Consider the following 13,180-nt stretch of genomic DNA (forward strand, 5'->3'; position numbering starts at 1 on the left):
CGGCGACCAATACATGTCGACACGCACGCCCCTGTCGGCGGGGCATACCAAGGAGAGAACAGCATGAGTGTTCGTGACGCGGTTCTGGCGAACCTGAAAAAGATCACCGATCCGGTTTCAGGTCAGGACATTGTCAGTGCGGGCATCGTGCGTGCGCTGAATGTCGAGGGCGATTCGGTTCGCTTTGTCCTTGAGATCGACCCGAAGCATGCCGAAAAGATGGAACCTGTGCGCGCAACAGCTGAAAAGGCCGCACAGATGGTTGAGGGCGTCGTAAATGTATCGGCCCTGATGACTGCTCATTCCGACAAGGCGCCGCCGGATCTGAAGCCGAAACCCAAGCCCTCGCAAACTGGACCGCAGGCCGTTCCCGGTGTTGACCGGATCATCGCGGTTGCGTCTGGCAAGGGGGGTGTGGGCAAATCCACCGTGTCGGCCAATCTGGCCTGTGCACTGGCCGCAGAAGGGCGGCGCGTGGGTTTGCTGGACGCGGATGTTTACGGGCCGTCGCAGCCTCGAATGCTAGGCGTCTCGGGCCGTCCGGCCAGCCCCGATGGCAAGACTATCCTGCCGCTGCGCAACCACGGCGTCACCATGATGTCGATGGGGTTGATGACCAATGAAGGGCAGGCCGTTGTCTGGCGCGGGCCGATGCTGATGGGGGCGCTGCAACAGATGATGAGCCAGGTGCAATGGGGTGCCCTGGACGTGCTGATCGTCGACCTGCCGCCGGGTACCGGCGACGTGCAACTGACGCTGAGCCAGAAATTCAAGGTGGACGGCGCTATTGTCGTCTCGACGCCGCAGGACGTGGCGCTGATTGATGCCCGCAAGGGAATCGACATGTTCAATCAGCTCAAGACGCCTATCGTTGGGATGATCGAAAACATGTCCACGCATATCTGTTCGAACTGTGGGCACGAAGAACATGTTTTCGGTCATGGTGGTGTCAAGTCCGAGGCCGAGGCGATGGGTGTGCCGCTGCTGGGTGAAATCCCGTTACATCTGGACATTCGTGTCGCCGCAGACGGTGGCGCGCCAATTGTGGTCAGCAAACCAGACAGCCCTCAGGCTGAGGCTTTCCGCAAGATCGCCCGCGACATGATCGCCAAAGGCACCGCATGAGCCAACCGGTCTTTCCCCCTTTGTTGACGGGTCACCCGGTTCAGGGTGGGGAAGACCCGTTTGAACGCGCCCAGGCTATGGCGGCTTTGGGCTGCGATGCGGGGGCGGTTGTTTATAACATTCAGGCCGATTACCTGCGTGTCGCGATCGTTTTCGCGCCCGAGGTGCCGCTTCGGGACGCGATGGCGATGCTGCCGCTTTGTGCTGTTGGGTTTCAGAATGCGCTGGGCGCTCTGGCCCCACCCGAAGTGGCGGTGCATCTGGGGTGGGACGGTCTGATTTGTGTGAATGGTGCGAAATGCGGTGTGTTCCGCGTTTCGGCCTCCGGGGAAAACGCGGAAGAAGAACCGGATTGGCTGATTGTCGGCTGGGAGCTCGCATTGATGCAAACCAGCAGCGCGCCCGGCGAAACGCCGGATGTCACAGCCCTTTATGATGAAGGTTGTGCCGAGGTTTCGGCCACGCAACTGGTCGAAAGCTGGTCACGCCATATGCTGACTTGGCTCAACCGCTGGCAGGAGGATGGCAACGCGCCCCTGCATGCCGAATGGATGGGCCTGCTGCGTGGCGTAGGTGAGCCACTGGTTGATGGCGGTGTATTCCTTGGCACGGATGAGAGGTTTGGAATGCTGATCCGCGACGGGGTCAACACCCGTCTTCGCCCGCTGACGGAACTATTGGAGAACGGACGATGAAACTGGCCCGCGCGATCCATTTCGATGAAAGCGACATGAACGTGTTCCATTCTCCGGCACGTACCGGCGAATGGTGCGTTTCGGGCGGGTTCGAGTTTTCGAACTGGAGCGGCGCGGATCTGGAAGGTAAGGCGCGTCAGGCTTTTGCGAATGGCTGGCTGGGGTTGGAAACCTTTGGCCGGGTGACATTTGTGGCGGTAACCCAGATCGAAGCGGCTGAAAGGGATCAGATCACCCGCAATCTGGCAGAACATTTCGTGCAGTATTACGGAGCGCCCTCGGTCGAAGCGGCATTGAGCGTGGCACAGAACGAAATCGATCACATGTCAGAGCTGTGTGAAGACCATGCCGCCAACACGCTGCTGACCGTCGCCAGAGAATTGTCTGAGACAGGAGTGCACGAAGCCTTTCGTGTGATCACTCCGCAAGACGCACAGCTAGAGGTTCTGGCGGTGCATGGGTCGCTGGACGACTAGAAAGGGTCGACAAACCCGCCGAACTGACCGCGCTTGAAGATCAGACCCTTGCCGGTGCGGTACATGACCTGATCCACATGACCCACAATGATCAGATGATCTCCAGCCTCGTGCCGGGCATGCAACCGGCAGTCAAACCGTGCCAGACAATTGGCCAGCTGCGGGCGATCAGCCTCGTCCGTCGTCCACTCGGCATGGGTGAAATCCACACCGTCGCGGGCAAATCTAAGCGCCTGGTCCTGTTGATCCTGAGCCATCACATGGATCGAGTAATGCGTGCAGGTGCTGAAAGTGTCGAAGCGGTTTGACTCTTTGGCCAGGCACCACAACACCAGCGGCGGGTCCAGGGACACCGACGCAAACGAGTTTACGGTGATTGCACGTGGGCCGTCATCGGTTTGCGCAGTTATCACGGTGACGCCCGTTCCGAAACATCCCAGCGCCTCACGAAAGGCGTGGCTTTGATCCGGGGTCGGTGTGAAAATCTTTTCCGTCATATCGCGCGCGTGTTCCTTGGCCGCGCATCAGGTGCCATGCGTGGCCCGGATTGTCCACGAAAAGCTGAACGGTATTTGCAAATTCGGTGTTAATTCAGGTCTTCCAGAAGACGTCCGTGTTTGCGGGTCTGGACAATGACTTCGCCAAAGGTGTTCAGCCCGCGCGCTTGCAGAATGGGCAGCATCTTGACCAGCGCCTCGGCCGTTGCCACCGCGTCGCCCAATGCCGTATGGCGCAGCGCCTCGGGGATAGTGATGTCCAGCCGTTCGCACAGCGCGTCCAGTGTATGTGTATCGCTTGCGCCGAACAAAACAGCCGACAGCAGCACAGTGTCGAGTATCGGATGATCCCATTCGACTTCCATACGCTTGGCATGGCGGCGCAGGAACGCCATGTCGAACGGGGCGTTATGGGCTACGATCACCGCATCGCGTGAGAATTGGTGAAACACACGCCCGGCTTTGACGATATCCGGCGCGCCCTGAACCATGCGATCACTGATCTTGTGCACGCGGGTCGAGGCAACAGGGATCGGAATGCCCGGATCAACAAGCATGTCCAGATGCTCGCCCGCAACGATCTTGCCTTTCACAACGCGGACCGCGCCGATTTGAACGATCTCATCCTTGTGCGGCAGCAAACCGGTTGTTTCCGTGTCAAAGACCACAAAACACAAATCCAGCAAAGAGCGGTTTTCGAACGCACCGTCACCCGGCGTGTCCAGCAACTCGAAATCATAGACCAGTGGGCGAGCCTCATCTGGCGACATACGGGCAACGCTGTCTTCGAACACCAGCATGTAACCGGGTGCGTCCCCCAGTGGCTTCATTCGGGCCGAATAGGTTTGTCGGCCGTCCACGCTGGTCAGGGTGCAGAAAACATCCTTACCTGATTTACACAACTTCCCGTACGCGTCCGTCAGCCCCGTCGATTCGATGTATTCGAAGAGCGAGGCGTTCAGGCGGGGATGCGCGATCTGGGCCAGCACCTCGGCTGCCTGACCATCATACAAAACGATTTGGTGTTTCGGACTGGCCAGCAACATGGCGACCGGAATTTCGGTCAAAAGGGCAGTAAGGCGCTGTTTTTCCGCAGCCAGATGAGCGGTTTCGGCGGCCACCGCCTCGGCTGTGTGCATGGCATTCGCGGCAAGTTGCTCGGCCAGGCCGGCCGCTGCTGGGGCCAGATCGCCCAGGTATCGCGCGGCTTGCATGTCCAGATCGGTGCTGACACCGGCATGAGCGCGGGCCCGCAGTTGCGCTGAAAGCCGTTCTATCGGTTTGGCGACATTGTCGTCAAACAACAGCCAGATACCGGCGATCAAAGCCAGCAATCCAAACCCGATCAGAACCTCGGCAAAGATGAAGTCATCAAACAGGTCAGGTTGCGCTGCCCGGGCATAGGTGATCCACAGGGCGGCGGAACTGATTGATATCCCGCCGAGCGCGAGCAGACAGAAAAACAGAAATATCCTGAGCCTCAGGCTTAACCCTGTGAGCATAGTCAAACCCCGCAGGTGGCGTCGATGATGGGGTCGGCAGGCCCGGCAGATATCCAGTCTGCATTCAGCAGACGTCCGTCATCAGAAAACTCAGCGCCGTCTGCAAGGTTGGCGCGACGATTCTCGGCACAGTTTACGGCTACGGGCAGTTTTGAAACCGGGGCCCAGCGGCCGAAGAAGTAAAGATCGACAAGCCGTTGATCTGGCACGTTTTCGTTTGTACGCACCGACACGGTGTCGATGGCGGCAAAGCGGTCGACGAAGGGCATGGCGTAGGTCCACGGGCGGTAGAGGGCGCGGCTTTCAACCTCTTGTACGATTGCCATTTCCTCGGGAAGCTGTTCGCGCGTGCGGTCATACCAGGAATACTCGCTGGAAATTGTCACAGCGATCATCCCCAAACCCGCCGCGACCGGAGTAACCCATTTTGGCAACCGCCCTCCGGTCAGCTTGTTCAGCACAAGTACGATGCCCGCAAATGCGAAGCCCGCAAAAACAGTGCCGATCAATTCCAGAAACATCGTGTCACTCCGTTCTTCAGATACGTGTCAGCCCAGCATTCCCTTGCCGTGGCCGACCGCCGATTGCATCGTTTTTACCACAACGAAGGCGTCACGAAGATGACTTCGCTCAAAGTCCGAAAGATCGGAAGGTGGCAGATAGTTGTCTGGTTTCTTGCCCGATTTAACCAGCTGGACCTGGTGTTCAAGCCGGGTTTCAGCGATCAGATCATAGGCGTCCAGTAAATCGCGTGCGCCCGACGCGCTGAGAACGCCATTGGCCTCAGCCGCTTTAAGGCGGGCTCGCGTATTGGCCTCGGGCAGTTCGCCTTGCAAGGCGTAGATCCGTGCCAGATCCACGACCGGAACAACTCCATTGTGTTTCAGATCCAGCGTATTGCGGTGTTCGCCCGACCGGATGGTTGCAAACCCACGCAGCAACCCCAGCGGCGGGGTGTGTTTCAACGAGTTCGAGATCATATGTGCGACGAAGATCGAATTGGACCTGGCCGCCGCCAATGTGTCGGCCTGCAGGTCGGCGAACAGGTCGAACGCGCCGCCAATCGGACGCAAGTCAAACATGACCGAGGCCAGCATCTGCGCTTCGGGGTTCGGTTTGGCGATCCATCCCTTGAAATAGTCGCGCCAGACACGCACCGGCTGACACCAGCGCGGATTGGTCGCCATCATGTCGCCGGGGCAATAGAAATAGCCACAGGTATCCAGCCCGTCCGACACAAACTTGGCCAGCTTTGCAAAGTACTCCATATCCGCATCGGTCACGCCGTCATCCAGCATCAGGCAGTTGTCCTGATCCGACACGCCTGTCTGCTCCTGCCGACCTTGCGAGCCGCAGGCCAGCCACAGATACGGCACAGGGGGCGGGCCCAGTTTCTGTTCAGCAAGGGCCAGAAAGCGCCGGGTAACCGTGTCAGCAATATCGGTGATTAGGCGCGTGACGATTTCGTGCCGGTTCCCGCCTGCAACCAGTTGCACCAGCAGCTGTGGGATTTCCGCCGTTACCCGCGCCATATCTTCGGCGGTATTTGCCTGAGCGATGCGTCGCACCAGTTCGGCCGAGTTCACGGCCTGATAATGTGTCAGGTCGGTTTGTGTGACGATACCGACCAGCCGACCGCCCTCGGAAATCGGGACGTGGCCGATGCCGCGTTCCATCATGATGTGCAGAACGTCGGAACCGATGTCGCCGGGTGACAGGGTGACGGGGTTCGCGGTCATGATCTCGGAAATTGGCGTGGACGGAGGTAGTCCGTCCGCAACGTATTTGCCCGAGATATCCCGCAGCGTTGCGATGCCCTGCAACGTGTCGCCGTCCGTGATGCACAGCGACGAGATGTGCTTGTCGCGCATGATCTGCGCCGCTTTCTGAACAGGCGTATCCGCGGGGCAGGTGGCCGGGTTATGTGCCATCAGAATATCAATGGAACTGGTCGCAAGGCTTTGCGGGCCACTTCTGTCGCCGCGTGTGCGGTTGAAGAACTTGGCGACCACATCGTGACCGTCGATCAACTCGCGCACCAGATCCGGTGGCAAAACAATCAGGACCGACGGAGTGTGCGCACGCGCCTTGGTGGCTGCCTTGCCGTCTTTCAGCAGCCCGCGCTCTCCAAAAGAATTGCGCAAACCCAGTTGAGAGACAACGGCACCATTCTCATCGGTGATTTCAACCTGTCCTTCATAGATCACGAACACACCGGGAAGCGCATGACCCAGTTCATAGACCGAGGTGTCTTCCTCGACTTCCCAGACCTCGATCTGTTTTACGATCTGATCCAGGGCATCAGCCGGTAACGCGTCATAGGGATGAACGGATTTCAGAAACCGGGCGATTTCATCGTGGGACAGGGGCATCTGATGTCTCCGGTGTTCTGGTGAAAAAATCCCGCCCAGTGGTATGCCGGGCGGGAGTAGTGGATCGAAAGACGCGGTCGAAGGCAAGAGCCAACGACCGCATCATGCTCACTTGTTCTGAGCTGCACCCGCACCACGGGGAATGCGAACGCTTTCGACCAGTTCCTTGATCTCCTGAGGAGTTTCCTTGGTCATGCCAGCCACAACATAGGCGACAGCGAAGTTGACCATGGCACCGATTGCACCGAACGAGGTTGACTTGATCGTACCCAGCAGCGGGTCGGCATCGGTGAACGAGTTGGTGTCCGGAATGAACAGCCAGCCCTTATGCAGGAAGATGTAGACCAGTGTAACGACCAGACCCGCCAGCATACCCGCGACCGCACCGGTGTTGTTGATGCGGGTCGAGAAGATCCCCATCATCAATGCCGGGAAGATCGATGCCGCTGCCAAGCCGAACGCGAGAGCAACAGTCTGCGCCGCAAAACCCGGAGGGTTCAGGCCCAGATAGGTTGCAACCATAATGGCTACGGCCATCGCGACACGGGCTGACATCAGTTCACCTTTTTCCGAGATTTGCGGGTTGATCGCGCCCTTGATCAAGTCGTGGGACACGGCCGACGAAATCGCTAGCAGCAGACCAGCAGCTGTCGACAGAGCAGCTGCAAGACCGCCTGCAGCGACCAGACCGATCACCCAACCTGGAAGGTTCGCAATCTCGGGGTTGGCCAGAACCAGGATGTCACGGTTGAACTTGGTCAGTTCGTTACCGACCCAGCCTTTTTCTTCCGCAATAGCCTGCATCGATTCAGACTTGTCGTTGTAGTACTGAATCTTGCCGTCGCCGTTCTTGTCTTCCCAATCCAGCAGACCGGTTTTTTGCCATGTGGCCATCCAGTCGTACCGTGCATCGTTGTCGATCTGTTCGACTGTAACGGCACCACCTTCGATGCCGCCATTGGGCCACATCATTTCGGTGATGTTGAGACGAGCCATCGCACCTACGGCCGGAGCAGTCAGGTACAGAAGAGCGATAAAGACCAGCGCCCAACCAGCAGACCAGCGTGCGTCAGCGACTTTGGGAACAGTGAAAAACCGCATGATGACGTGGGGCAGACCGGCAGTACCGATCATCAGCGACAACGTGAACAGCACCATATTCAGTGTGTCCGAGTGGTGCGCTGTGTATTCCGCGAAACCAAGTTCGGACACGATGCCATCCAGCTTGGTCAGCAGCGGTACGCCGCTTGCGGTGTCGCCAAACAGACCCAGCGCCGGAATCGGAGTGCCGGTCAGCTGTAGCGAGATAAAGATGGCAGGGATGGTGTAGGCGGTGATCAGCACGCAGTACTGAGCGACCTGTGTATAGGTCACGCCCTTCATCCCTCCGAACACCGCATAGGCAAACACAACGCCTGCACCGATCAACAGCCCGGTGGTGTTCGACACTTCCAAGAAGCGGCCAAAGGCAACCCCAACACCGGTCATCTGACCGATAACGTAGGTCACCGATGCAACAATCAGACAGATCACCGCAACGATGCGTGCTGTCTGGCTGTAGAAGCGGTCGCCGATGAACTCCGATACGGTGAACTTGCCGAACTTCCGCAGGTAAGGCGCAAGCAGCAGGGCCAACAGCACGTAGCCACCCGTCCATCCCATCAGGAAGGTCGAGTTGTCATAGCCGGTAAAGGCAATCAGGCCCGCCATCGAGATGAACGAGGCCGCAGACATCCAGTCTGCCGCTGTCGCCATACCGTTGGTGACCGGGTGCACGCCGCGACCGGCGGCGTAGAACTCTGATGTGGAACCCGCGCGGGCCCAGATCGCGATGCCGATGTACAGCGCAAAGGATGCGCCGACAAACAGCAGGTTGATGGTAAACTGATCCATTATCCCCGCTCTCCCTTACTCTTCATCCACGCCGTGTTCGGCGTCCAGCTTGTTCATGCGCCAGGCGTAGTTGAAGATCAGCACCAGAAAGACCAGGATCGATCCTTGCTGAGCGAACCAAAAGCCCAGATCAGTACCACCGACGGCGATGCCCGACAGCAGCGGACGCAGCAGGATGCCGAATCCAAATGACACCAGCGCCCAGATCACGAGGCTGATGTAGATGAGGCGCAGGTTGGCCTGCCAATAGCCCTTGTCGGCTTCGGCTGCCTGCGCGGAGTTTGTAGATTGATCCGCCATTGCGGGTTCCTCCTTCGCTTCCTCGTTTGGCGGCCCGGTGCCCAACTCCTCCAGTGCGTCGGTCCGCTTCTCGACAATGCCCAACACCGTGTGGTGTCAGGCAAAACTCCACCAGTCCGCCGCAGCGGTCTTTTGAAGTATTCTTTTTAGGATCAAAGCCTTGCGGCTTATCTCCTCCCCTTAACTCATCACGTCGCTGACGATCCCTTCGAGATCGCCCGCGATATGTTCGATCCTGCCCATGGCATTGATGCGTTTCAGAACACCGTGACCGTCGTAATAGGTGATCAGCGGCGCGGTCTGCGCATGATAAGCTGCCAGACGCGAAGCCACGGTTTCAGCGTTGTCATCCGCGCGGCGCTTGAATTCGGTGCTGCCGCACTTGTCGCACTTACCGTCTTCGGCAGGCTTCTTAAACTGGTCGTGGTACCCTTCACCGCAGCCCGCGCAGGTGTAGCGGCCCGAGATGCGGATCACCATTTCGGCATCTTCCACTTCCAGGCTGATTGCTGCGTTGATCTTCTGGTCATTGGACGCAAGCAGACCGTCCAGTGCCTCGGCCTGAACCGTTGTGCGGGGGAACCCATCCAGAATGACACCCTTGGCGCAATCCGGTTGCGCCATACGGTCGCGCAGGATCGCAATGACGATCTCGTCACTGACCAGATCACCGGCTTCCATCACGGCTTTGGCGGCTTTTCCTGCGTCGGTGCCTGCGGCAACGGCTTCGCGCAGCAGGTCACCCGTGCTGAGTTGAACAAGTCCGAATTTCTCTTCCAGCATCCGGGCCTGCGTGCCCTTCCCGGCGCCCGGAGGGCCGAGAAGGATAAGTACTGCGGGTGTGGTGATCGTAGCAGCGTCCATCACATCCTCACTTGCCCGCGCGGTTTTCGATCAGGTCTTCGACCACCGACGGGTCGGCCAGTGTCGAAGTGTCACCCAGCGAACCGAAATCGTTTTCGGCAATCTTGCGCAGGATGCGACGCATGATCTTGCCCGAGCGTGTTTTGGGCAGGCCCGGGGCCCACTGGATCACATCGGGGCTGGCGATCGGTCCGATCTCGGTCCGGACCCAGGTGCGCAACTCCTTGCGGAGCTCTTCGCTTGGTTCACGGTCATTCATCAAAGTGACATAGCAATAGATGCCTTGCCCCTTGATTTCATGAGGATATCCGACAACAGCGGCTTCTGCGACGGCGGCGTGTGCTACCAGTGCGCTTTCCACCTCGGCCGTTCCCATGCGGTGGCCGGACACGTTGATCACATCGTCCACGCGCCCGGTAATCCAGTAGTCGCCATCCTCATCGCGACGGCAGCCATCACCAGTGAAGTAGTAGCCCTTGTAATCCGAGAAATAGGTCTTTTCGAACCGCTCATGATCACCCCAGACGGTGCGCATCTGGCCGGGCCAGCTGTCTTTGATGCAGAGCACACCCTCGACACCATTGCCTTCGATCTCGACGCCGGACTGCGGATCCAACACCACTGGTTCGATGCCAAAGAACGGCTTCATTGCCGATCCGGGCTTCATTGCATGGGCGCCGGGCAGGGGGGTCATCAGGTGACCGCCGGTTTCCGTCTGCCACCATGTATCCACGATGGGACATTTGCCCTTGCCGACCACTTCGTTGTACCAGTTCCAGGCTTCGGGGTTGATCGGCTCACCCACGGTTCCCAGAGTGCGCAGATCGCTGAGGTCGCATTTCTCGACAAACTCTTTGCCCTGACCCATCAGGGCGCGGATCGCTGTGGGCGCGGTGTAGAACTGGTTCACCTTGTGTTTTTCGCAAACCTGCCAGAAGCGCGACGCGTCGGGGAAAGTTGGAACGCCTTCAAACATCAGCGTGGTCGCACCATTGGCCAGGGGGCCATAGACGATATAGCTGTGGCCGGTCACCCAGCCCACATCCGCAGTACACCAATACACGTCACCTTCGTGATAATCGAAGGTGATCTCATGCGTCATTGCGGCGTAAACCAGATAGCCGCCGGTTGTGTGAACAACGCCTTTTGGCTGACCGGTCGAGCCAGAGGTGTAGAGAATGAACAACGGATCTTCGGCGCTCATTTCGGCAGGCGCGCAGTAGTCGTCCGCCTCAAGGGCCATTTCGTTGTAGTCAAAGTCACGACCGTCGATCCAGGTGGTCTGGCCACCGGTCCGTTTGACGACAAGGCACTTGACCGTATCCTTGCAGTGCAGCAGCGCCGTGTCGGCATTGGATTTCAGCGGCGTTTTACGCCCACCACGCGGAGCCTCGTCCGCGGTGATCACAACCTTGGCGTCACAGCCATTGATCCGGGCAGCCAGCGCGTCCGGCGAGAAGCCCGCAAAAACAATAGAGTGAATCGCGCCGATCCGCGCACAGGCCAACATGGCATAAGCGGCCTCGGGGATCATCGGCAGATAAATGACGACGCGGTCGCCTTTGCGCACACCCAAAGATTCTAGGATGTTTGCCATGCGGCAGGTGCGGCGGTGCAGTTCCGCGTAAGAGATATGCTGAGCCGGGTCATTTGGATCGTCCGGTTCCCAGATGATTGCCGTTTGATCACCGCGGGTTTTCAGGTGGCGATCCAGACAGTTGGCCGAGACATTCAAGGTGCCATCAGCATACCAGTTTATTTTAACCGAACCGAAATCGTAGTTAACGTCTTTGACCTGGGTGAAGGGTTTGATCCAGTCAACGCGCTTGCCTTGCTCGCCCCAGAATGCGTCGGGGTCACTGATCGAAGCGGCGTACATGTCGGCATATTTTTCGGCATCAACATGCGCACGGGCGACGGTTTCTGCGGATGGCGGATAGGTCTTGGCATCTGCCTGGGCAGCGGTGGTCATTTTTGAGGCTCCTCCCTCTGGACTGGATTGCGTTGGGACATTTTTTGCCACTTGGTCCGGCAATGTCGATCCCGTTCCTCCCCGAGTTCGAATATTACCGAGTTCTGAAAATAAATAAATAAATTGCCGGAATCCCTGAATTTATTTGTAAAGAAATTTCTAACTGCGACCATATCTAGTAAAGAAAACGCACTAATTCCGTAAAAATCCATTTAAAATATATGGATAGGTGTAACACATGTCCTACTTGCAGTTCCTAACACAAGTAGGTGTCAGTCCACGAATGTCGGGTTTTTCTACATGCGCAATCCAAGCGGGAACTGCTTCTGATACCAGCGGAAAACCAAGGCAGGGTTGGCACAGTAGAATGTTGGCGCTAGCTTGATCCTCAAGCGCCTCGGGAGGAGGCGCATCAATGGGAGATCAAATGATGAAAAAGATGTTGAGCGGCGCCGCTGTCGCCGCCCTGAGCTTTGCCTTTGTCGGTGAAGCTTTTGCTACTGAGTGGAACGCATCGGTCTGGGGCAAGCGTCGAGCCTTCACCGAACATGTTGAAAAACTGGCCGAACTTGTTAGCGAAAAAACCGGTGGTGAATTCACCATCAATGTCAGCTATGGCGGGTTGTCCAAGCCGCGCGAAAATCTGGACGGCATTGAAATCGGCGCCTTCGAGATGGCTCAGTTCTGTGCAGGTTACCACCGCGACAAAAACCGCGCGATTACCGTTCTGGAGCTGCCTTTTCTCGGCGTGAACAACCTGCAGGAGGAGGTGGCGGTCAGTCATGCGGTTTATGACCACCCCGCAGTCAAGGATGAGATGGCGCAATGGAACGCCCGCATCATCATGACCTCACCGATGCCGCAGTATAATCTGGTCGGCACTGGCGAGCCGCGCGATGAACTGGCTGATTTTGACGGAATGCGGGTCCGTGCAACTGGCGGTTTGGGGCAAGCCTTCGAGGCGGTCGGAGGTGTTCCGACTTCGGTCCCGGCAACCGAGGCATTCAATGCCATGGAATCCGGTGTCGTCGACACCGTGGCCTTTGCCCAGCACGCACATCTGTCTTTCGGGACAATCAACGAAGCCGACTGGTGGACGGCAAACCTGAACCCCGGAACGGTAAACTGCCCGGTCGTGGTCAACATTGACGCCTACGAGGCTCTGCCAGCCGCGCATCGCGAGGCGCTGGATAGCTCGATTGATGAAGCCATCGCACACTACCTCGCGAATTATGGCGGATTGCTCGAACAATGGGACAGCGTTCTGCAAGAAAAGGGTGTGCAGAAAGTCATGATCGACGATGCCGTGATCGCGGAGTTCCGCACCAAGGCAGCCGATCCGATCCGTGAAAAGTGGATCGCGGACATGACGGCACAGGGGCTGCCAGCGCAGGATCTTTATGATCTCGTGCAGATGACGCTGACGCAACAGCGCGGCGGCAACTGATCCTGAACCCGGGTGCCTGCCAGGCACCCGGTACACC

The 13,180-nt window shown here is 58.1% G+C and carries 12 protein-coding genes; 4 read left to right on the forward strand and 8 right to left on the reverse strand.

Features of this window, described 5'->3' with window-relative positions; all coding sequences use genetic code 11:
• Window positions 1–63: 63 nt before the first annotated feature.
• The 3 genes from ACR0LL_RS02930 to ACR0LL_RS02940 are packed head-to-tail and all read left to right on the forward strand — an operon-like array spanning window position 64 to window position 2,296.
• Window positions 64–1,125 carry an Mrp/NBP35 family ATP-binding protein gene (locus ACR0LL_RS02930; RefSeq protein WP_480583804.1) on the forward strand — a complete coding sequence of 354 codons (1,062 nt, stop codon included), beginning with the start codon at window positions 64–66 and terminating at the stop codon, window positions 1,123–1,125.
• Complete coding sequence (locus ACR0LL_RS02935) at window positions 1,122–1,820, forward strand: biotin/lipoate--protein ligase family protein (protein ID WP_480583807.1); 699 nt, start codon at window positions 1,122–1,124, stop codon at window positions 1,818–1,820. The genes ACR0LL_RS02930 and ACR0LL_RS02935 overlap by 4 nt, the downstream gene beginning before the upstream one ends.
• Window positions 1,817–2,296: a DUF6505 family protein gene (locus ACR0LL_RS02940; RefSeq protein ID WP_480485889.1), complete on the forward strand. Its 480-nt coding sequence runs from the start codon at window positions 1,817–1,819 to the stop codon at window positions 2,294–2,296. Before ACR0LL_RS02935 ends, ACR0LL_RS02940 begins: the two co-directional genes overlap by 4 nt.
• On the opposite strand, the gene ACR0LL_RS02945 is transcribed toward ACR0LL_RS02940, so the two are convergent.
• From ACR0LL_RS02945 to acs, 8 genes are all read right to left on the reverse strand, one after another.
• Complete coding sequence (locus ACR0LL_RS02945; protein ID WP_480583810.1) at window positions 2,293–2,793, reverse strand: flavin reductase family protein; 501 nt, start codon at window positions 2,791–2,793, stop codon at window positions 2,293–2,295. The genes ACR0LL_RS02940 and ACR0LL_RS02945 overlap by 4 nt on opposite strands.
• Before the next feature lie 89 nt (window positions 2,794–2,882).
• On the reverse strand, window positions 2,883–4,295 hold the full coding sequence (locus ACR0LL_RS02950) for a 3'-5' exonuclease (RefSeq protein WP_480585248.1): 1,413 nt from the start codon (window positions 4,293–4,295) through the stop codon (window positions 2,883–2,885).
• Between the two features lie 2 nt (window positions 4,296–4,297).
• On the reverse strand, window positions 4,298–4,816 hold the full coding sequence (locus ACR0LL_RS02955) for a hypothetical protein (protein ID WP_267364034.1): 519 nt from the start codon (window positions 4,814–4,816) through the stop codon (window positions 4,298–4,300).
• 27 nt (window positions 4,817–4,843) lie between these two features.
• Complete coding sequence (locus ACR0LL_RS02960) at window positions 4,844–6,667, reverse strand: putative nucleotidyltransferase substrate binding domain-containing protein (RefSeq protein ID WP_480583813.1); 1,824 nt, start codon at window positions 6,665–6,667, stop codon at window positions 4,844–4,846.
• A gap of 108 nt (window positions 6,668–6,775) precedes the next feature.
• Window positions 6,776–8,560: a sodium:solute symporter family protein gene (locus tag ACR0LL_RS02965; protein WP_480583816.1), complete on the reverse strand. Its 1,785-nt coding sequence runs from the start codon at window positions 8,558–8,560 to the stop codon at window positions 6,776–6,778.
• Window positions 8,561–8,575: 15 nt separating this feature from the next.
• Complete coding sequence (locus tag ACR0LL_RS02970; RefSeq protein WP_209504901.1) at window positions 8,576–8,860, reverse strand: DUF4212 domain-containing protein; 285 nt, start codon at window positions 8,858–8,860, stop codon at window positions 8,576–8,578.
• A gap of 180 nt (window positions 8,861–9,040) precedes the next feature.
• Window positions 9,041–9,724 carry an adenylate kinase gene (locus ACR0LL_RS02975; RefSeq protein WP_480583818.1) on the reverse strand — a complete coding sequence of 228 codons (684 nt, stop codon included), beginning with the start codon at window positions 9,722–9,724 and terminating at the stop codon, window positions 9,041–9,043.
• A gap of 7 nt (window positions 9,725–9,731) precedes the next feature.
• The gene (gene acs / locus ACR0LL_RS02980) at window positions 9,732–11,696 is read right to left on the reverse strand and encodes an acetate--CoA ligase (protein WP_480583821.1); all 1,965 of its coding nucleotides are present in this window, start codon (window positions 11,694–11,696) and stop codon (window positions 9,732–9,734) included.
• Between the two features lie 430 nt (window positions 11,697–12,126).
• Here acs and ACR0LL_RS02985 point away from each other — a divergent pair, with 430 nt between their 5' ends.
• Window positions 12,127–13,143, forward strand: a complete 1,017-nt coding sequence (locus ACR0LL_RS02985; protein ID WP_480583824.1) for a C4-dicarboxylate TRAP transporter substrate-binding protein — start codon at window positions 12,127–12,129, stop codon at window positions 13,141–13,143.
• Window positions 13,144–13,180: the final 37 nt, after the last annotated feature.

The sequence above is a fragment of the Ruegeria sp. AI2 genome (assembly GCF_056541275.1).

Excerpts from the sequence above, each read along its gene's own strand:
- ACR0LL_RS02940 (WP_480485889.1), top strand. The coding sequence starts at position 1,817 with ATGAAACTGGCCCGCGCGATCCATTTCGATGAAAGCGACATGAACGTG.
- ACR0LL_RS02945 (WP_480583810.1), bottom strand. The coding sequence starts at position 2,793 with ATGACGGAAAAGATTTTCACACCGACCCCGGATCAAAGCCACGCCTTT.
- ACR0LL_RS02950 (WP_480585248.1), bottom strand. The coding sequence starts at position 4,295 with ATGCTCACAGGGTTAAGCCTGAGGCTCAGGATATTTCTGTTTTTCTGT.
- ACR0LL_RS02960 (WP_480583813.1), bottom strand. The coding sequence starts at position 6,667 with ATGCCCCTGTCCCACGATGAAATCGCCCGGTTTCTGAAATCCGTTCAT.
- ACR0LL_RS02930 (WP_480583804.1), top strand. The coding sequence starts at position 64 with ATGAGTGTTCGTGACGCGGTTCTGGCGAACCTGAAAAAGATCACCGAT.
- ACR0LL_RS02965 (WP_480583816.1), bottom strand. The coding sequence starts at position 8,560 with ATGGATCAGTTTACCATCAACCTGCTGTTTGTCGGCGCATCCTTTGCG.
- ACR0LL_RS02970 (WP_209504901.1), bottom strand. The coding sequence starts at position 8,860 with ATGGCGGATCAATCTACAAACTCCGCGCAGGCAGCCGAAGCCGACAAG.
- ACR0LL_RS02985 (WP_480583824.1), top strand. The coding sequence starts at position 12,127 with ATGAAAAAGATGTTGAGCGGCGCCGCTGTCGCCGCCCTGAGCTTTGCC.
- ACR0LL_RS02955 (WP_267364034.1), bottom strand. The coding sequence starts at position 4,816 with ATGTTTCTGGAATTGATCGGCACTGTTTTTGCGGGCTTCGCATTTGCG.
- ACR0LL_RS02975 (WP_480583818.1), bottom strand. The coding sequence starts at position 9,724 with ATGGACGCTGCTACGATCACCACACCCGCAGTACTTATCCTTCTCGGC.
- ACR0LL_RS02935 (WP_480583807.1), top strand. The coding sequence starts at position 1,122 with ATGAGCCAACCGGTCTTTCCCCCTTTGTTGACGGGTCACCCGGTTCAG.
- acs (WP_480583821.1), bottom strand. The coding sequence starts at position 11,696 with ATGACCACCGCTGCCCAGGCAGATGCCAAGACCTATCCGCCATCCGCA.